This is a genomic window from Paenibacillus sp. GSMTC-2017, assembly GCF_016019935.1.
In the GTDB taxonomy this organism is placed as follows: Bacteria; Bacillota; Bacilli; order Paenibacillales; family Paenibacillaceae; genus Pristimantibacillus.
Map to the genome: position 1 here is coordinate 526,816 of NZ_JAECMT010000003.1, position 18,723 is coordinate 545,538.

The 18,723-nt window shown below is 43.0% G+C and carries 18 protein-coding genes and 1 riboswitch; of the genes, 15 read left to right on the forward strand and 3 right to left on the reverse strand.

The window, feature by feature from the left end; translation table 11 throughout:
• Positions 1-204 precede the first annotated feature (204 nt).
• Genes I6N90_RS14370 through I6N90_RS14380 form a run of 3 tightly spaced genes read left to right on the forward strand, consistent with a single transcriptional unit; the run spans position 205 to position 2,809 of the window.
• The gene (locus I6N90_RS14370; RefSeq protein WP_197936290.1) at positions 205-969 is read left to right on the forward strand and encodes a LamB/YcsF family protein; all 765 of its coding nucleotides are present in this window, start codon (positions 205-207) and stop codon (positions 967-969) included.
• Positions 970-992: 23 nt separating this feature from the next.
• A complete protein-coding gene (gene pxpB, locus I6N90_RS14375; protein ID WP_232242997.1) occupies positions 993-1,817 on the forward strand; it encodes a 5-oxoprolinase subunit PxpB in 825 nt (274 codons plus the stop codon).
• Entirely contained in the window at positions 1,808-2,809 is a 1,002-nt protein-coding gene (locus I6N90_RS14380; protein WP_197936291.1) for a biotin-dependent carboxyltransferase family protein, read from the forward strand. The genes pxpB and I6N90_RS14380 overlap by 10 nt, the downstream gene beginning before the upstream one ends.
• A gap of 58 nt (positions 2,810-2,867) precedes the next feature.
• On the opposite strand, the gene I6N90_RS14385 is transcribed toward I6N90_RS14380, so the two are convergent.
• Together I6N90_RS14385 and I6N90_RS14390 are read right to left on the reverse strand one after the other, a co-directional pair.
• Positions 2,868-3,944 (reverse strand): phosphodiester glycosidase family protein, encoded by a 1,077-nt coding sequence (locus I6N90_RS14385; RefSeq protein WP_197936292.1) that lies wholly within the window; start codon positions 3,942-3,944, stop codon positions 2,868-2,870.
• Positions 3,941-4,372: a hypothetical protein gene (locus I6N90_RS14390; RefSeq protein WP_197936293.1), complete on the reverse strand. Its 432-nt coding sequence runs from the start codon at positions 4,370-4,372 to the stop codon at positions 3,941-3,943. Before I6N90_RS14390 ends, I6N90_RS14385 begins: the two co-directional genes overlap by 4 nt.
• Positions 4,373-4,420: 48 nt before the next feature.
• Between I6N90_RS14390 and I6N90_RS14395 the strand changes: the two genes are divergently transcribed.
• The 4 genes from I6N90_RS14395 to I6N90_RS14410 all read left to right on the forward strand — a co-directional run bounded on the left by I6N90_RS14395 (position 4,421) and on the right by I6N90_RS14410 (position 7,860).
• Entirely contained in the window at positions 4,421-4,606 is a 186-nt protein-coding gene (locus I6N90_RS14395) for a hypothetical protein (protein WP_197936294.1), read from the forward strand.
• A gap of 101 nt (positions 4,607-4,707) precedes the next feature.
• Positions 4,708-5,682 carry a peptide-methionine (S)-S-oxide reductase MsrA gene (msrA, locus tag I6N90_RS14400; RefSeq protein ID WP_197936295.1) on the forward strand — a complete coding sequence of 325 codons (975 nt, stop codon included), beginning with the start codon at positions 4,708-4,710 and terminating at the stop codon, positions 5,680-5,682.
• Between the two features lie 10 nt (positions 5,683-5,692).
• On the forward strand, positions 5,693-6,313 hold the full coding sequence (locus tag I6N90_RS14405; RefSeq protein ID WP_197936296.1) for a nitroreductase family protein: 621 nt from the start codon (positions 5,693-5,695) through the stop codon (positions 6,311-6,313).
• A gap of 311 nt (positions 6,314-6,624) precedes the next feature.
• Positions 6,625-7,860 (forward strand): TraB/GumN family protein, encoded by a 1,236-nt coding sequence (locus I6N90_RS14410; RefSeq protein ID WP_197936297.1) that lies wholly within the window; start codon positions 6,625-6,627, stop codon positions 7,858-7,860.
• Between the two features lie 90 nt (positions 7,861-7,950).
• On the opposite strand, the gene I6N90_RS14415 is transcribed toward I6N90_RS14410, so the two are convergent.
• The gene (locus I6N90_RS14415; RefSeq protein WP_197936298.1) at positions 7,951-9,234 is read right to left on the reverse strand and encodes a LysM peptidoglycan-binding domain-containing protein; all 1,284 of its coding nucleotides are present in this window, start codon (positions 9,232-9,234) and stop codon (positions 7,951-7,953) included.
• 379 nt (positions 9,235-9,613) lie between these two features.
• Positions 9,614-9,712, forward strand: a riboswitch (purine riboswitch).
• A gap of 302 nt (positions 9,713-10,014) precedes the next feature.
• Here I6N90_RS14415 and purE point away from each other — a divergent pair.
• The 8 genes from purE to purF all read left to right on the forward strand — a co-directional run bounded on the left by purE (position 10,015) and on the right by purF (position 18,686).
• The gene (gene purE / locus I6N90_RS14420) at positions 10,015-10,500 is read left to right on the forward strand and encodes a 5-(carboxyamino)imidazole ribonucleotide mutase (protein ID WP_197936299.1); all 486 of its coding nucleotides are present in this window, start codon (positions 10,015-10,017) and stop codon (positions 10,498-10,500) included.
• A 29-nt stretch (positions 10,501-10,529) separates the two neighbouring features.
• Positions 10,530-11,717: a 5-(carboxyamino)imidazole ribonucleotide synthase gene (purK, locus tag I6N90_RS14425; protein ID WP_197936613.1), complete on the forward strand. Its 1,188-nt coding sequence runs from the start codon at positions 10,530-10,532 to the stop codon at positions 11,715-11,717.
• Positions 11,718-11,724: 7 nt separating this feature from the next.
• Complete coding sequence (purB, locus tag I6N90_RS14430; RefSeq protein ID WP_197936300.1) at positions 11,725-13,020, forward strand: adenylosuccinate lyase; 1,296 nt, start codon at positions 11,725-11,727, stop codon at positions 13,018-13,020.
• A 16-nt stretch (positions 13,021-13,036) separates the two neighbouring features.
• A complete protein-coding gene (locus tag I6N90_RS14435; protein ID WP_197936301.1) occupies positions 13,037-13,936 on the forward strand; it encodes a phosphoribosylaminoimidazolesuccinocarboxamide synthase in 900 nt (299 codons plus the stop codon).
• Positions 13,937-14,054: 118 nt separating this feature from the next.
• Complete coding sequence (gene purS / locus I6N90_RS14440; RefSeq protein ID WP_197936614.1) at positions 14,055-14,300, forward strand: phosphoribosylformylglycinamidine synthase subunit PurS; 246 nt, start codon at positions 14,055-14,057, stop codon at positions 14,298-14,300.
• Positions 14,301-14,303: 3 nt separating this feature from the next.
• Entirely contained in the window at positions 14,304-14,999 is a 696-nt protein-coding gene (gene purQ, locus I6N90_RS14445) for a phosphoribosylformylglycinamidine synthase subunit PurQ (protein WP_197936302.1), read from the forward strand.
• A complete protein-coding gene (gene purL / locus I6N90_RS14450; RefSeq protein ID WP_197936303.1) occupies positions 14,977-17,220 on the forward strand; it encodes a phosphoribosylformylglycinamidine synthase subunit PurL in 2,244 nt (747 codons plus the stop codon). Before purQ ends, purL begins: the two co-directional genes overlap by 23 nt.
• Entirely contained in the window at positions 17,205-18,686 is a 1,482-nt protein-coding gene (gene purF / locus I6N90_RS14455) for an amidophosphoribosyltransferase (RefSeq protein ID WP_197936304.1), read from the forward strand. The genes purL and purF overlap by 16 nt, the downstream gene beginning before the upstream one ends.
• Positions 18,687-18,723 lie beyond the last annotated feature (37 nt).

Consider the following 18,723-nt stretch of genomic DNA (forward strand, 5'->3'; position numbering starts at 1 on the left):
CGATTTGAATAAATAAGATAAAAGCATAAAAGGCGCTTAATCCGTTAATTCTCAAAAAAGTGAGCATACCATTCATCTCCATAATGGTTGGTGAAATGCTATTTTTAGCATAACATATTATTACATTTATAGTTGTGTAATGAAGGGTAGGCAATCAGCATGAGCACTAGTTTAAAATTGTTTTAATTAGGGAGTGAAAAGTAGATGTACCGTATTGATCTAAATTGTGATATGGGTGAGGGATTTGGTCCTTATCAGCTAGGTGTGGATAGCGAACTAATAAAACATATTACATCCGCAAATATTGCTTGCGGCTTTCATGCGGGTGATGCGGCAACAATCAGAAGGACGGTGCAGCTCGCACTCCAGTATGATGTAGCAATTGGTGCACATCCCGGTTTGCCGGATCTGGCTGGTTTCGGAAGAAGAAAGATGGAAATAAGCAGTCGAGAAGCATATGAAATGACCGTTTATCAATTAGGCGCTGTAATGGCTTTTGCAACATCAGAAGGAGGGAAAGTAGCTCATATTAAGCCACATGGTGCGTTATATAATATGGCTGCTGTCGAGCCGAAGCTAGCAACAGCTATAGCAGAAGCTGTCTACAAAGTAGACGGAAATATGATGTTATACGGATTATCAGGTAGTGAACTTATTCGTGCAGGCGAGAGAATAGGTCTAAAAACGATGAATGAAGTGTTTGCTGATCGTTCTTATGAGGATGATGGCACACTTACTCCGCGGGGAGTTGAAGGTGCTCTATTAACGAATTCCAATTTAGCTGCTGCTCAAGTTGTTAGTATGGTGAAGTCTGGAACAGTTCGTACCCGTCTCGGAAATATATTGCAGCTTAAGGCAGATACAGTCTGTGTTCATGGTGATACGCCGGGTGCGCTCGGACATGTTATGAAGCTTCGGGAATTATTGTTACAGTCGGAAATACGAATTTTGAAATCAGGCGAGCATTAGGAAAAAAGTTAGGAGGGAGAGGGATGGGTGATTCGAGAGTAAGTCTACATAGTCAGACTCTCAACTATGAAATGCAGCCACTAGGAGATCGTTGCGTTCTCATACGTCTTGGAGATGAAATAAACGAAGAAACGCATCACATTGTTATTGCCGTAACGAAGTTGATCGAAGGTCAACGTTTGCTTGGAATTAGCGATATTGTACCCGCTTATACATCAGTTGCAGTACATTATGATCCTTTACAAATATGGAGGAGCAGAAGTTTTGAAGAAACTGATCACGCAACGATCTATGCAACGATGTGTGCGAGACTTAATCTACTACTAAGAGCTTTCAAAGATATTGACGTTTCCCATATAGGTCATAGAACGATTGAAATACCGGTTTGTTATGGTGGAAAATACGGACCGGACTTGGGTGTAGTTGCTGAACATTGCGGTTTGAATGAGGATGAAGTTATTTCGATTCATAGTAGTGGAAACTATTTGGTGTATATGATCGGCTTTGCTCCTGCTTTTCCTTATTTGGGTGGAATGTCAGAGCGGATAGCAACGCCAAGAAGGCAAACACCTCGAACAGTTATTCCAGTTGGAAGTGTAGGAATTGCTGGAGTGCAGACGGGGGTTTATCCGATAGAAACGCCAGGCGGATGGCAATTAATCGGGAGAACACCACTTAGATTGTTTCAGCCTCAGCTTGAAATACCGAGCTTGTTAGAAGCAGGAGATCATATCAGATTTATACCTATTGCAGAGGAACAATACGAGGGCTGGCATACAGTAGATGAAAACGTAGCTTCATTAGTTAATAGCTTAGCTTCATCGGGGGGTGAAGTGAGATGGCAATAACGATAGTAAAGCCCGGGCTACTAGCTACCATTCAGGATCTTGGAAGAACAGGTTATCAAGGATATGGCATCGTTGTAGGGGGTGTGATGGACCAAGGTGCGGCAAGGGTCGCTAACATCATAGTTGGCAATAGTGATGACGAAGCAGTTATTGAGTTTACATCAGCTGGTGGAGAAATACGAATTGAACGTGAATTGTTAATCTCATTGTGTGGTGGGGATCTGGGGGCTACAGTCAATGGACGATACGTGCCACTTTGGCGCCCTGTTTTGCTAAACAGAGGTGATATCATCACATTTGGGGCAAGTCGATTTGGTAGCAGAGTCTATCTTGCAGTTGCAGGTGGCTTCAATATGAACAAAGTGCTTGGGAGTAAAAGCACATATATAAGAGGTGGTCTAGGTGGACACGAAGGTCGTGCACTAAAGGCTGGAGATCATCTTATGGTAAATGGAATTGCTGCAAGCTCGTTGTCAGCAAAATTGATTACGGCTATTCAAGAAAAGAGATGGTTATCTACATGGCATGCAGGTCAATTTGCACTTGCAGATAGAGATGTGTTTGTCATTCGAGTAATGGAAGGTACTCATAGTAATCGTTTATCGGATGAAGCGAAGGTGTCATTATTCGGCGGTATTTTCCGAATTGGGACATTATCTGATCGGATGGGATACAGGCTGGAGGGGAAGCGAGCGCTTGGACCACTGCAACGATCGGCTGAACTTTTATCGGAAGCAGTAGCGATAGGAACGGTTCAACTACCGCCAGACGGGAATCCTATCGTACTTCTTGCAGATCGTCAGACGACAGGAGGCTATCCTAGAGTTGCTCAAATAGCTACAGTGGACATTCCATTGTTTGCTCAGCTCAAACCAGGCGATAAAATTCTTTTTGAGCTAATTACGCTTCAAACCGCAGAACGATTATTGTTAACAGCTGAGCATGATTTGACAATGTTAAAGATAGCGGTAGGGCTAAAAGGAAAGGAGTAGACGCAAATGGCATCTACTCCTTTATTTTGGACAATTCTTTAGAGAAACACTAGCACGACTATTTGAAAAATAAGAAGTGTGTTGGTAGCTTACGCAGTCCTCCATCGGAAGGTTTGTTAATGACTTTTCCATTAAATATGAGAGAGGAAGATCCACCGCCATCAAGGTTGTAGCCATCGCGTGCACCGTAATGCTTAAGCAACGATTGTACCTCTTCTAACGTAGCACCGGAGCTACCGGCTTCATTGTAACCATCTGTTACTAAGATGAGCAATTGATCATCTTTATAGTTTGCGATAACGGTACGAGGAGCACGTTTTGGACTCGTTTGCCATTTGGGCGGAATCGTTTGTGCAGCGCCGCCTTTTAGCAGAACAGGTACAAATGATGCGCCGAACTTCGGTTTTTTGGCATCGAGTTGACTTTTATCAGAAAACTCGCCGCCAACGAGCTTGTTTTGGTCATTTAATCCTACAAAAAATAAGTCCGCATAAGATGCTTCAAAACCAGTCACATATTTCCCATCTACAATCGTATTGCTCATAGGATATCTTTTACCGCGACCATCCGCATAGCCACCTGCATTTACACCGACAGCTGCATTATGATCTTTAACGGCTTGGAGTGTAGTTTTGGCATGTCCGACTTCAGAGCCGCCAAGCACCATTTTCATAGCGTCATCTGACTTCAACTGAATTTTTACCGCATAACTCTTGAAGTTGTCATTGTTCAAATAAAAGAGTTGTGCCCGCAGCTTATCCGATGAAATCGTTGAGGCTGGTTTACCTAATTTGGCTGTAATTTTTTTATCATACATTTCGAGTGGACGCTTCGCTTGAGTTGTTGCTATTGTGGCAATTGCTTTCATCTCTGCATTCGTTTTTGAATAAAGGTTTAACTGTGTTTTTATCGACTTCTGAGTATGTACAGCTATTGCATTAGCTTGATCAAGTCCTACCGAAGTTTCTTTAAACACATTTTTCGCCAGTGATTGCTCTTTATCCACAACATCAGGTTTCGATTTTTCAGAAAGTTCAACAGCAATACTAGAGAAAAGTAACCACAACATAATTCCGACAAATGGTGCTACAGCTAGCAACGCGGTACGATTTAATGTTTTCACCGTTATTTTCATTTTAGGACGTCCAAACTTTTTTTCAATTCGTTCAACTGTTTCTTCACTTCATTTAATTGCGTGTACAGCTTATTGCTGTTGTCTGTTTTATTGTCCGCATTGTCTTTTGTGAAGGTTAAAAGTTCATTGAGTGCGTCAACTTTACCTTTAAGGTCAGTTATATCTGCCTTATAACTCGTTTCTAGTTGACCGAGGCGTTCCTCATAAGCTTTTTGCAAAGCAGCAACTTGTGCAGCCGTTTGCTTCTCAATGTCAGCAGTAATTTCTTTCTGCATCTGATCGGTGTAAAGTTTAGCACCAAATATTCCGCCACCTATGAGAATAATCCAAATGCCAAGAAAAACAAGAAAAGCGGTGGAGCCTTTCTTTTTACGAGTGCCCGTTGTTTGTCTACCAGTTGTTGCGAGATCGATATTCGTATCATTCATCGTTATTCATTCACCTCTATTGCAAGTTAGTATTGTTCCAAGTATGGGATGAACGAACGAAAAAAGTTGTCCTATTCGCGAAGCGGCTATCTAATTACGATGCAGAAAAACTATATTACCAATGAAAATAAGAGCTTGTCCACCTATTCTAACGTCAAAATAGGGCCGAAAGGTTGCGGTTGTAATCTTATTGTAACAAAGCGGTTTGTTGATGTCGCCATCTTCTGGAAATAAAATAAGGTGGTAACGTATTCAATTTTTGAAGCTGGCTATTAGTTATGTATAATAGGAGCAAGACCAATAAACATTATCAAAGTTAAGAAGGGGTGGTTGTGATGGAACAACAGCCGTTATCGAATAAATCGTTAGCTATGTTTGCAGGTGGATGCTTCTGGTGTATGGTAACTCCATTTGAAGAAATGCCGGGAATTGTCTCAATCGTATCTGGTTATACAGGTGGACAAACCGTAAATCCTACTTACGAAGAAGTTTGTTCGCACACTACAGGTCACACAGAAGCTGTACAAATTACTTATGATCCAGCGATATTCCCATATGAGAAGCTTCTAGATATTTTCTGGCGTCAAATCGATCCAACGGATGCGGGCGGTCAATTCCATGATCGTGGAAATTCGTACCGGTCTGGAATCTATTATTATACCGAGGAGCAACGTCTAGCGGCTGAAGCATCAAAGCAGGCGTTGCAAGAAAGCGGCCGTTTTGATAAGCCGATTGTAACGGAAATAGAGCCAGCAGCACCATTTTATGTGGCGGAGGATTATCATCAAGATTATCATAAAAAGAATCCATTCCGTTATAAAATGTATCGCAAAGGTTCAGGGCGGGACGCTTTTATTTCAAGCCACTGGAAAGTGAAAAAGGACAGTACAGAACTGAAGAAAAAACTGACTCCAGTGCAATATGAGGTTACTCAAAACAATGGTACAGAACGTCCGTTTACCGGAGAGTATTGGGATCACACTGAGGATGGCATTTATGTCGATATCGTATCAGGCGAACCACTTTTCAGCTCATTGGACAAATACGATGCGGGCTGCGGATGGCCAAGCTTTACGAAGCCTCTTCAGAAATCATCCATTGTAGAACATACGGACACGAGCCATTTTATGGTACGTGTAGAAGTGAGAAGCCAAGAAGGAGACTCTCACCTTGGACATGTATTTGATGATGGACCTCAGCCGACTGGACTTCGTTACTGCATTAACTCTGCCTCATTAAGGTTTGTTTCTAAGGACAAGCTTGAAGAAGAAGGTTACGGTGAATATCAGTATTTATTCGAAAAAATGTGAGGTGTTGAACATGAAGATTGTATCTGATGCAGTTAAAATAGAGCAGCGGGCAAACGATGTTAGTCTCTTGGAAGCGATTAGAGAACGTAGAACGATAGGTCGAGTTAAGCGAGATCCAGTTGAGCGTGAAGTCATTGAAGCACTTTTAGAATCGGCTTCTTGGGCACCGAGCCACCATAATACACAGCCTTGGCGCTTTGTCGTTATGACGGGTGAGGGTAGAGGGAAACTGGGAGAAGGTTATGCTCGCGTAGCTGCTGCTGCATTGCCTGAACTAGAAGGCAATGAACTTGAGGATCGATTAAAGAAGGAACGGGGAAAGGCAAATCGTGCGCCTGTTGTCATTACAGCGATTTGTTCTCCTGCGGATGATCCAAGAGCGGTACACGCGGAAGAGCTTGCAGCAGCACAAGCTGCAGTTCAAAATTTGTTGCTTGCAGCCCATGCTTATGGGCTCGGAGCTATCTGGCGTTCTGGAGCACCAATGTACGATCAACGAATGAAAAATACGTTTGAGCTCAGAGAAGATGAAGAGATCGTTGGTTTTATTTATTTGGGATACCCAGATATGAATGCTACAACGCCTGAGCGTACTCCTATTGCGAACAAGACGATTTGGTTAGGAACATAATAGGAAGCAAGAGAAACAGTTGTATATAATTGCAAAAAAAGTTATCGAAAGAGGGCAATCTCTTTTAGTAGAGTTATTTACTTAAGAGATTGCCTTTCTGTATATCCATTTGTGATGGGGTCCAAATTTCTCGGAAAAGGTTCAATCTTTCGTAATAAAATAGGAATTGATGGATAAAAATTCACAAAAACCCAATAATGATCTAGTTTCTTCTTGTAATGATTGATAGAATAAATAAGTTGTATATGTCATAGAGACCGTTACAATCTGTTTAGTGATTTAGTTAGATTAGAAGGAGGTTTACCGTTCACATGAAAAAAATGGCATCATTATTTATTGCACTCATTATGTTGCTAACTTTCGCAACAAGCTCGCAAGCAGCATCTACTCCGTATTCCATATTAGTTGACGGAGAACAACTGAAATTCGGGAAGCAGCTTCCCATTGTAGAAAAAGGAACGTTGCTAGTTCCTGTTCGATCGGTTTCGAAAAATCTCCATTTGGAAATTACTTGGGATGAAAAAAGTAGAGTAGTTACTACTTATAGTAAAAATGCAGTTATTACGTTGGAAATTAATCACAAAACGGCTTTTGTAAATAGTCAACCAAAGCAATTAGTTGTGGCTCCAAAAATTATTAACAAAGTGACTTATGTCCCTCTTCGTTTTATTGTAGAAGCAGTAGGGTATGAGCTTGAATGGAACTTTGATAAAAGAATCATTGCAATCGATACAATAGAAGATAGCAAAGGTTTTCTATGGAAAGTAGAGAAGAATGGTAACGTCGTATATATGCTAGGTTCGATTCATGTAGCTAGTGAGGCGATGTATCCTTTACGTAAGGAAATTCAAGAAGCATACGAGAAGTCAGACTATTTGTCAGTAGAAGTTAATGTAGTTGCTGAAAAAGCTGGATTATCAGAATACATTACTAAATTAGGTACATATCAGGACGGAACAACACTGAAGGACCACATTTCTGCGGAGACTTACGAGACGTTGGTTCAATTCTTAACAGATCTTAAAGTGCCAACAAATACGTTAGATAAGTTCAAACCGTGGTTAGCGGCTTCGATTATATCTTCATGGAATGATGAAACTAGCCCATTTAAATCAGAGCTTGGAATCGACAGACATTTTATTAATCAAGCTATTAAAGATAAAACACCAGTTCTTGAACTTGAGTCCTACGAGTCACAACTAACGATGCAAGATGGCTTCTCTGCTGGAATTCAAGAAGGTATGCTGCTGGGCACAGTCCAAGGCTTCTATTCAGAGGACAAAAGTACTGAAGTATTAGCAAAAATGTGGGCAGAAGGTAGCGAAAGTGAATTAAAGAGTAGGGTAGACGTAACTGCGCTAAATGAGGAATACTATAATGCTATGTTGAAAGATCGTAACATACTTATGGTGGACAAAATTGATGGATATTTGAAAAATGAAAAGCCGTCAACTTATTTCGTTGTTGTAGGAGCTCTTCATATGGTTGGTGATCACGGACTAGTGGAGCTGCTTCACCAAGAGGGTTATAAAGTTACACGTCAGTAATTGACGCATCTTTTTAAAGAATAGGAGTAAACCTTAAGAGGCAGCCAATCGATGTGGCTGCCTTTTTTGATGTATGTTGATACTCCCCCTCTATACCAACTTCTTGATCGTAAAGTTTTCCCCCAGCACAAACCAATTTTGCGGAAAAGGAACACCAAGTACCCAGAAGCTGACCCCACGTAATTTGAACGTTTTTACGATATCATATTTGGCCTGCACACTTCGTGCATCCTCAAACCATACGACATGTTGTTTGCCTTCTTTATCGTAATAATGATAATAAGGAGATTGTGATGGCTCATCGTAAAATATTGTTGATCCATACTTCGCTGCTCGATTGACTGCTTCAAAGGAACTGACCGAAGGAGCCCACTTCCCACCTTGAACGTAAGGCAGCGTCCAGTCATAACCGTACAGCGGCATGCCCATAATGATTTTTTCTGGGGGAATGACGGTAAGCGCATAATTTAATACTTTTACAACTTCGTTAAGCGGAGCGACCGCTCGTGGTGGTCCACCTGACCAGCCCCATTCATACGTCATTAGAATGACGAAGTCTACTATATTTCCTTGGATTTCATAATCATGAGCTTCGTAAAGTGTTCCTGCTTGTTCGGCCGTTAATTTAGGTGCAAGTGCGGTTGAGACTAGATAACCAAAAGGGTGAAGTGTATCAACTAGTCTTTGAAGAAATGTATTAAAAAGCTCTTTGTCCGCTGGAGGTACATACTCAAAATCAACGTGGAGAACTACATATCTTTGTTGCCTCATTATAGTGAGAATGTTACCGATTACGATCAATTGAACAGCAGGATCAGCAACAACTGCATGTGCAATTTCTGGACTGAAGTTTCCACCTTCGTAGTTCGAAATAACCATCATAGGAGTAGCTCGTTTCTCATACCCCGCTTGAATAATAGCGGCATCATCGATGGGACTTAACGAACCATTAGGTTGAATGCGATAGCTGAAGGGACTGAGGTGCGTTAAGTAATCTCCGATATCATTAATGAGGCGAACGCCATATTCTCCGAACTTCTCTGTATATGTATTAACTTCAATGATAGGCTTAGCCGCAATTGGAATAGATAACAGTTGACCTGGGATGATGACTGCAGGATTATGTATTTTGTTTACTTTAACGATTTCCTGTAAAGAAACGCCGTAGTGTTGTCCAATTTTCCAGAGTGACTCGCCCACCAATACTTTATGAATGTGGCCACCTGATGGAGTTGGAATTATGACAGCCTGACCAATGACAAGTGGACTCTGATTCGTGAAGCCGTTTGCTACGAAAATATGCTCGATTGGAACATTGTATTTCTGGGACAACTCCCACAGCGTATCTCCCCTCTTGACTGTGTGAATGTGCACGATTGGAACCCTCCTCCAAAGTTTTATGGTAGTGAACGTTAAGTAACGTGAACAAAAGTAAAACTTACATCGGAAGCATAAACTTAAAGTTTTATGGTAGTGAACGTTAAGTAACGTGAACAAAAGTAAAACTTACATAGCATGTACGACCCGTAGTAACCCTTTATCCCAATGTATTCAGTTTGTGCTTCTAGTAGTCATAAACATAGAAAACTCGTTTATTGGGAATTCTATTGGCATTATTAGCAGTTGAGGGCTTACAATTGGGGTCATTTGAGACTAAAAAACGAACTTTCACATTTGATTGTCTTTTAATGTTCGTATTTTGTTGACAGTACTGAGCCAATTCGATAAACTAGAATAGATTTGAGGCGGAGCATGCCGCCCATAATTGCAATCTCGTATATATTTGGGAAAGGCCCGAATGTCTCTACCCGGAAACCTTAATTTCTGGACTACGAGCTTGATGAATCGATGTGCTGATGCAAGAGCTAGTTTACCTCTAACAGGTGGGAAAATTAGTCTAATGTATGGGATCTATATGCTTCACGAATGACTTGCAAGACATATATAGGTTGCTCTCAAAAGGAGCAACCTTGAGTTGTCTGCCGTGCGCTCGTGTACATATAGAGTCGATTTCATTAATGTGTTGCTTCTACTGATTGTTCAGTAGAGGTAGCCGCACGGGTCCGATGGCATATCGCGTTATGATTGCTGTGGGGCCTTTTCTGTTTTCATAGTTGCTATTACATTCAAATTATAGAAAGTGGGTTTGAACAAATGTCTGCTAAGGTGGGCGTCATCATGGGAAGTAAGTCGGATTGGGAAACAATGAAACTTGCTTGCGACGTACTTGAAGAGTTAGATATTCCTTATGAAAAAAAGGTTGTGTCAGCTCATCGGACACCGGATCTCATGTTTGAATATGCGGAAACTGCGGTTCAGCGCGGCTTAAAGGTGATCATTGCTGGAGCTGGAGGAGCTGCTCATTTGCCCGGCATGGTCGCTTCAAAAACGATTTTGCCGGTTATTGGCGTTCCAGTAAAGTCTTCAAATTTAAACGGACTTGATTCATTGCTATCTATCGTTCAAATGCCTGGAGGTATCCCAGTTGCGACTGTTGCAATTGGCAATGCGGGAGGAACGAATGCTGGCTTGCTTGCAGCTCAGATGATTGGTGCATTTGAACCTGACATCCAAGCAAGAGTAGAAGCAAGGCGCGAGCGTATTAAACAAGAAGTGCTTGAAAGCAGTGAAACTTTATGACGAGTAGGACGGATGGGCCGCTAAAGCAAATGGATGATTCAAGGTTTGTTTTCGAGCAGATACCCGAGGTGAAAACGATTTTACCAGGGGGAACAATCGGCATCCTAGGTGGCGGTCAATTAGGTCGAATGTTGGCGAATGCTGGCAGTGAAATGGGCTATAAGTTCATCACACTCGAACCAACAGAAGATGCACCGATGGGGCAAGTTGCTGAGCAAATTGTATCAGCCTATGATGATCATGTTGCTGCACGAAAATTAGCAGAACGTTCAGATGTTATCACCTACGAATTTGAAAATGTGGATGCAGAAGTAGCCGCGATGTTAATGGCGGAAAGTTACGTTCCGCAAGGCAGTCATTTGTTATATACGACGCAGCATCGTCTGCGTGAGAAACGTGCGATTGAAGCTACAGGCGTAAGAGTAGCACCTTATAATGAAATTCGTAGTGAAGAGGAACTTCGCGAAGCAGTTAGTCGTTTCGGAATGCCATGTGTGCTGAAGACTGCGACTGGCGGGTATGACGGCAAGGGCCAATGGGTAATCCGGAGTGAAGCAGAAATAACGGAAGCCTATAAAACGTTATCTCTTGCGGGTACGGAGTTAGTACTAGAGCAGTTTATTGATTTCGCCAAAGAAATTTCGGTAATTGCGGCGAGAAGTTCAAAAGGGGAAATAAAAGCGTTCCCTCCTGCGGAAAATATTCATATTGAAAATATTTTGCATCTATCAATCGTACCGGCTCGTATTCATGAAGACATTCAGCGAGAAGCTGAACGTCTTGCAATTAGAATAGCCGAAGGGTTAGGTGCTGTAGGACTTATAGCAGTAGAGATGTTCGTTACAGCAAACGGAGAATTGTACGTGAACGAGCTTGCGCCAAGGCCGCATAATAGCGGGCATTATACGATGGAAGCTTGCCGTACATCGCAATTCGAACAGCATGTCCGTGCAATTTGTGGATTACCGCTAGGCGATACGTCATTGACTAGCCCAGTTGTTATGGTGAACGTATTAGGTCAGCATATGGAGCCATTATTAGAACAGCTTGTAGCAAAAGATGAAGTTGCTGAACGATTGCTCGTAGCACCTAAAGTTCATTTATATGGAAAAAAAGACGCAGTGTTCAAGAGGAAGATGGGACATATTAATGTACTTGGTCCTACGATTGAAGCGGCGCTTGAATGGATAGAAGAAACTAAGATTTGGAAGGTGTGAATGCTTTATGTTGGAACGTTACAGCAGACCGGAAATGAGAGCTATTTGGACAGAGGAAAACAAATTTAAAGCATGGTTGGAAGTTGAACTTTGTGCATGTGAAGCATGGGTAGAGCTTGGTGTTATTCCTCAAGAAGATGTTGCTGCACTTCGTAAATCGGCAACTTTTAATATGGATCGTATCTATGAAATAGAGCTTGAAACTCGCCATGACGTAATTGCATTTACTCGTGCAGTATCCGAAACAGTAGGGCCTGAGCGCAAGTGGGTACATTACGGTCTCACATCAACAGACGTTGTAGATACAGCAATGGGCTACTTGCTTCGCCAAGCGAATGAGATTTTGCTGAAGGATATCGAACGTTTTATCGAGATTGTTCGTGCTAAGGCAATTCAATATAAAGATACGCCTATGATGGGTCGTACACATGGTGTTCATGCAGAGCCTACGACTTTCGGTTTGAAAATGGCACTTTGGTATGAAGAAATGAAACGTAACTTGGAGCGTTTCAAACATGCAGCAAATGGTGTTCAGTTCGGCAAAATGTCAGGCGCAGTTGGCACATACGCTAACATCGATCCTTTTGTAGAAGAGTTCGTTTGTAACAAGTTAGGCATTACGGCTGCTCCAATCTCGACACAAACGTTGCAGCGTGACCGCCATGCGGAATATGTTGCTTCAATCGCTCTAATTGCAACATCACTTGATAAGTTCGCTACAGAAATTCGCGCCCTCCAGAAGAGTGAAGTTCGCGAAGTTGAAGAAGGATTCGCTAAAGGTCAGAAGGGTTCATCGGCAATGCCGCACAAACGCAATCCAATTGGCAGCGAAAACATTTCTGGTCTTTCCCGTGTTATTCGCGGACATATGATTACTGCTTACGAAAACGTGACGTTGTGGCATGAACGTGATATTAGCCATTCTTCTGCAGAACGTGTTATTTTGCCGGATTCAACAATGCTTTTGAACTATATGCTTAACCGTCTTGGCAACATCATTAACAATTTGACTGTATTCCCGGAAAATATGAAGCGTAATATGGGTGCGACATATGGTGTTCCGTTCTCAGGTCGTGTTTTGACAAAGCTGATCGATAAAGGTTTAAGCCGTGAGGAAGCTTACGATACCGTTCAACCGCGTGCGATGCAAGCGTGGGAGGAGCAACGTCAATTCCGCTCCATCGTTGAAGCAACAGAAGAAATTACAGCGGTGCTTAGTGCCGAGGAGATAGAAGATTGCTTTAACCCAGCTTGGCATTTGAAACATGTGGATACGATCTTTACACGTTTGGGCTTGAATTAAGGAGGAGTTGGCGTTCATGGGAGTAGCATCGCAAGCTTTGTCTACGGCAGTTCAATATGTGAAAGCGCCCCTTGTCTACAAAGGCAAGGTGCGTGAGTTGTACGATTTGGGGGAACATTTCCTGATCGTTGTAACGGATCGCATTTCGGCGTTTGATTACGTGCTTGACCCGGCAGTACCAGATAAAGGTAATGTGCTTAATCAACTGTCTGCTTTCTGGTTTGGCATTACTGAGGAACTTCAGAACAATCATGTCGTGCATACCGATGTTGAGAGGCTTGGCGACATTATTTCAGAACCGGAGCTTCTGAAAAACCGCATTATGGTAACGCGCAAGGCGGAGCGAATCGATATTGAATGTGTTGTCCGTGGTTATATTACAGGTGGCGGCTGGAGACAGTACCAGAAATCGTCTGCGATCAACGGAATTGAACTACCAGAAGGACTTCGAAAAAATGAACGTTTCATCGACCCGATCTTCACGCCAGCGGCCAAAAATGATGTTGGTCACGATGAAGATATTCCATTCGAGAAAATGCAGGAAATCGTTGGTGCTGAACTAGCGGTAGAACTAAGAGATAGAAGCATCGAGTTGTATCGCTTCGCACATCAATATTGCAAGGAGCGGGGCATCATCCTAGCAGATTGCAAATTTGAGTTTGGGCTTATCGACGGCCAAGTTATATTGATAGACGAAATATTTACACCAGACTCTTCGCGCTTCTGGGCTGAAGGAAACTACGCTTTTGATGTAGAGATTGATAGTATGGACAAAGAGCCCGTTAGAACGTATTTACTTGGATCGAACTGGGATCAGAACAGTAAGCCAGATTCGTTGCCAGAGTCAGTAGTCGAAGCAACGACTGCCCGTTACCGTGATATTTATCGCCGCTTAACTGGCGTCGAGCTAAGCTAGCCTAGCAAAGAACGATTACTAGAGAACTTATTTTATCCTTATTACCGCTTGCTAAGAACGATAAAAGCTACCTTTTTATACTAGTGTTCTACCAAAAAACGACCATTATCAGGAGGCAATTATGAAGGCAACTGTCTACGTCACGATTAAGGAAAACGTTTTGGATCCACAAGGAACTGCAGTACAAGGCGCGCTACATTCAATGGGTTTTGCAGAAGTCGGCAAAGTACGTATCGGAAAATATCTTGAGGTTGTGCTTGATACGAATGACCGCGCGGAGGCGGAGACTCGTTTGAAAGAAATGTGCGAGAAACTGCTTGCTAACACTGTCGTAGAAGATTACCGTTTTGAGCTGGAGGGATAAGCGATGAAGTTTGCAGTTATCGTATTTCCGGGTTCCAACTGTGATATCGATTGCTATAAAGCGGTAGAATTAACAATCGGCCAAAAGGTCGATTATGTATGGCATACGGCTACGGATTTGTCTGCTTATGACGGTATTCTAGTACCGGGTGGCTTCTCTTATGGTGACTACTTGCGTTGCGGGGCAATTGCGCAATTTGCTAATGTCATGAACGAAGTGAAAAAGGCAGCTGAGCAAGGAAAGTTCATTCTTGGTATTTGTAACGGATTTCAAATTTTGACGGAAGCGGGATTGTTGCCGGGTGCACTTATCCGTAACAGTGGCCTTAAGTTCCGTTGTCATAGTACGCCTCTCGAAGTCGTTAACGCGAATACATCATTTACAAACCAATACTCGCAAGGCGAGATTATCCATATTCCTATCGCCCATGGCGAAGGAAACTATTATTGCGACGATGCCACTTTGGCAGAGCTTCAAGAAAACAATCAGATCGTATTCCGCTATGCAGGAGATACGAATCCTAACGGTTCCGTAGACAATATTGCAGGAGTAAGCAACAAAGCTGGCAACGTAGTTGGCATGATGCCGCACCCTGAACGCGCAGTTGATCAATTGCTAGGTTCTGAGGACGGCAAACGGATGTTTACATCGATTTTGAATGCATGGAGGGAACAACATGGCGCAGCAATTAACGGCTAAAGAACCGACAGCGGATCAAATCGCTGATCAACGCATCTACACACAATTTGGTGTAACTGACCATGAATATGAATTGGTTTGCGGTTTTCTAGGACGTAAACCCAACTATACAGAGATTGGTGTTTTCAGCGTCATGTGGTCGGAGCATTGTTCATACAAAAACTCCAAGCCAATTCTAAAGAAGTTCCCAATTACAGGCCCACGCGTTCTAATGGGTCCGGGTGAAGGCGCAGGTATCGTAGATATCGGTGACAACCAGGCCGTTGTATTCAAAATTGAATCACATAACCATCCGTCTGCAGTTGAACCTTTCCAAGGCGCAGCAACAGGTGTCGGCGGTATTCTCCGTGATATCTTCTCTATGGGTGCTCGTCCGATTGCTGTTCTGAACAGCTTGCGCTTCGGTAACCTTAATAATGATCGTGTGAAATACTTATTCGAAAATGTCGTAAGCGGTATTGCTGGATACGGCAATTGCATCGGAGTTCCAACGGTTGGTGGAGAAGTGATGTTCGACGAGAGCTATGAAGGCAATCCACTCGTCAATGCAATGGCTGTTGGTTTGATTGATCATGATAAAATTCAGCGCGGTGTCGCTAAAGGTGTAGGTAACCCAGTATTCTATGTGGGCCCAGCAACTGGTCGTGATGGTATCCATGGTGCGACATTCGCATCAGTTGAATTGTCAGATGAGTCTGAAGAAAAGCGTACGGCTGTTCAAGTAGGCGATCCGTTTATGGAAAAGCTGGTTATGGAAGCAACACTTGAACTTATCAACTCTGGTATTGTTCTTGGTATTCAAGATATGGGAGCGGCAGGTCTTACTTGCTCTAGCGCTGAGATGGCGTCAAAAGCAGGCAACGGACTTGAGCTATACCTTGATGAAGTGCCACAACGTGAGACTGGCATGACACCTTACGAAATGATGCTTTCGGAATCACAAGAGCGTATGCTCTTTGTAGTTGAGCCGCAGCATGAAGCACAAGCAATGGAAATCTTCGATCGTTGGGGCATTATTTGTGCCAAGGTTGGTAAAGTGACAGATGATGGTCGTCTTCGCTTGTTCCACCAAGGAGAAGAAGTAGCGAATATGCCGGTTACTGCACTTGTTGATGAGTGCCCGGTTTACAATAAACCTTCAGCAGAACCAGCATACTACCGTGATAATGCATCCGTTGATGCATCTGCGTTCGCTGAATTGACTGATTTGACAGGCACACTTGAGAAGGTGCTAGGATCACCAACAGTTGCAAGTAAAGAGTGGATCTACAATCAATATGACTACATGGTTCGTACAGCAACAGCAGTTCAACCAGGTTCTGATGCAGCAGTTGTATTAGTTGATGGAACGCGTAAAGCACTTGCAATGACTACAGATTGCAACGGCCGTTATGTGTACCTAGATCCAGAAATGGGCGGTCGTATTGCGGTAGCAGAAGCAGCACGTAATATCGTTTGTTCTGGTGCAGAACCACTTGCTGTTACAGACAACCTTAACTTTGGTAACCCTGAGAAGCCAGAAGTATTCTGGCAATTGGAGAAATCTGCTGACGGCATGTCTGAAGCTTGTGTCATCTTGGATACACCAGTTATCGGCGGCAATGTTAGCTTGTACAATGAAAATGCTAAAGGTGCTATCTACCCGACTCCAGTTATCGGTATGGTAGGTCTTGTTCATGATATCGATCACATTATGACGCAAAAGTTTAAATCCGAAGGCGATGTAATCATACTTCTTGGAGAAACAAAAGCAGAGTTTGGCGGAAGTGAATTGCAATATGTATTAAACGGCGCACCTTCAGGTCGTCCGCCAGTTGTTGATCTTGCAGTTGAGAAACGGGTGCAAAAAGCGGTTCTTGGTGCTATTCAACAAGGACTTGTAGCATCTGCCCATGATTTGTCTGAAGGCGGTATCGCAGCAGCAATTGCTGAATCCTGTATTAGCGGTGGAATCGGTGCTGAAGTGAGCTTGTCTAGCGATCTGCGTCCAGATCACTTGTTGTTCAGTGAATCACAATCTCGTATTTTGTTATCAGCTAAGCCAGATCAAGTAGAAGCTTTGACCACTTGGTTAACAGATCAAGGAGTCGTTCATGCAACTATAGGTACAGTAACAGGTAGTCATGTAACGATTAAAGTAAACGGTAAGGCTGGTATCAGCGCACCTGTTAAACAACTGGAGAAGGTTTGGAAGGATGCGATTCCGTGTCTAATGAAATAATCGAGAAACCTCGGCTATGGACTGGAAACCACTACAATGAGGGCATCGGTCGTGACGATATTTTCGATAAGCTGCGTGAAGAATGTGGTGTGTTCGGTGTATTTGGGCATCCACACGCTTCTGATCTATCGTATTATGGCTTACATGCGCTTCAGCATCGCGGTGAGGAAAGTGCGGGAATTTGTACGGTAGACACAGCAGACAACAATAAATTCAACTATTATCGCGGCATGGGACTAGTGAAGGAAGTGTTCGATAAGGAAAAGCTGGATATGTTGTCTGGCGACCGTTCCATCGGACATGTTCGCTACTCAACGGCGGGAGAAAGCAAGCTGGCAAACGCTCAGCCGCTTATCTTCCGCTACCGTGACGGCGATCTTGCAGTTGCAACAAACGGCAATATCGTTAACGCACCGGAAATTCGCAAGGAGCTGGAGATGGCAGGATCTATTTTCCAAACGTCCAGTGATACAGAAGTTATTGCCCATCTGATTGCTCGTTCGCCAAAAGATTTCGAGACAGCAGCTAAAGAAGCTCTTCAAAGAATTGTCGGAGGATTCGCATTTCTCATTATGACCAATGACAAGCTGATTGTTGCGTCCGATCCGAATGGACTGCGTCCGCTTGCGATGGGACGTATCGGAGATGGTTACGTGTTTTCCTCTGAGACATGTGCTTTCGAAACAATTGGTGCAGAGTATATGCGTGATGTTCAACCCGGTGAGTTGCTTATTTTGGACGCTAATGGAATGCGTAAAGATCGATATGCAGAGGTGGAACGTCGTGCAACTTGTGCGATGGAATACATTTATTTTGCTCGCCCAGACAGCGACATTCATGGCATCAATATTCATTCTGCTCGCAAACGTATGGGACAGCAGCTCGCTATTGAATCGTTTGTTGATGCGGATATCGTTATTGGCGTTCCAGACTCAAGTATTTCTGCAGCAATCGGTTACGCAGAACAAACAGGAATACCTTATGAGCTTGGGCTCATCAAAAATAAATATACAGGACGTACATTCATTCAACCTTCTCAAGAGCTTCGTGAGAAAGGTGTAAAGATGAAGTTGTCTGCTGTTCGCAAAGTAGTTGAAGGCAAACGTGTCGTAATGATCGATGATTCAATCGTTCGTGGTACGACTTCTCGCCGGATCGTCAACTTGCTACGCGAAGCAGGAGCACTAGAGGTTCACGTTCAAATTACGTCACCACCGTTCAAAAATCCTTGTTATTACGGTATCGATACACCTGATCGTAAGGAACTTATCGCATCATTCCGAACGGTAGAAGAAATTCGCAAAGAAATTAATGCAGATTCTTTAGCATTCCTAAGCGATGAAGGATTCGTAGAATCAGTAGGCGGCAATGATGGAGAGCACAATCGCGGAATGTGTTTAGCATGTTTCGATAATGACTATCCAACGCCAGTTGACGAAGACTCGGATAAAAGCTGTAGCTGTTAGCAGATGCAGTTGATATAACGGACTTTCTAATAGTGAA

Coding starts and splice junctions, on each gene's coding strand:
- I6N90_RS14370 (WP_197936290.1), top strand. CDS start 205: ATGTACCGTATTGATCTAAATTGTGATATGGGTGAGGGATTTGGTCCT.
- pxpB (WP_232242997.1), top strand. CDS start 993: ATGGGTGATTCGAGAGTAAGTCTACATAGTCAGACTCTCAACTATGAA.
- I6N90_RS14380 (WP_197936291.1), top strand. CDS start 1,808: ATGGCAATAACGATAGTAAAGCCCGGGCTACTAGCTACCATTCAGGAT.
- I6N90_RS14385 (WP_197936292.1), bottom strand. CDS start 3,944: ATGAAAATAACGGTGAAAACATTAAATCGTACCGCGTTGCTAGCTGTA.
- I6N90_RS14390 (WP_197936293.1), bottom strand. CDS start 4,372: ATGAATGATACGAATATCGATCTCGCAACAACTGGTAGACAAACAACG.
- I6N90_RS14395 (WP_197936294.1), top strand. CDS start 4,421: ATGAACGAACGAAAAAAGTTGTCCTATTCGCGAAGCGGCTATCTAATT.
- msrA (WP_197936295.1), top strand. CDS start 4,708: ATGGAACAACAGCCGTTATCGAATAAATCGTTAGCTATGTTTGCAGGT.
- I6N90_RS14405 (WP_197936296.1), top strand. CDS start 5,693: ATGAAGATTGTATCTGATGCAGTTAAAATAGAGCAGCGGGCAAACGAT.
- I6N90_RS14410 (WP_197936297.1), top strand. CDS start 6,625: ATGAAAAAAATGGCATCATTATTTATTGCACTCATTATGTTGCTAACT.
- purE (WP_197936299.1), top strand. CDS start 10,015: ATGTCTGCTAAGGTGGGCGTCATCATGGGAAGTAAGTCGGATTGGGAA.
- purK (WP_197936613.1), top strand. CDS start 10,530: ATGGATGATTCAAGGTTTGTTTTCGAGCAGATACCCGAGGTGAAAACG.
- purB (WP_197936300.1), top strand. CDS start 11,725: ATGTTGGAACGTTACAGCAGACCGGAAATGAGAGCTATTTGGACAGAG.
- I6N90_RS14435 (WP_197936301.1), top strand. CDS start 13,037: ATGGGAGTAGCATCGCAAGCTTTGTCTACGGCAGTTCAATATGTGAAA.
- purQ (WP_197936302.1), top strand. CDS start 14,304: ATGAAGTTTGCAGTTATCGTATTTCCGGGTTCCAACTGTGATATCGAT.
- purL (WP_197936303.1), top strand. CDS start 14,977: ATGGCGCAGCAATTAACGGCTAAAGAACCGACAGCGGATCAAATCGCT.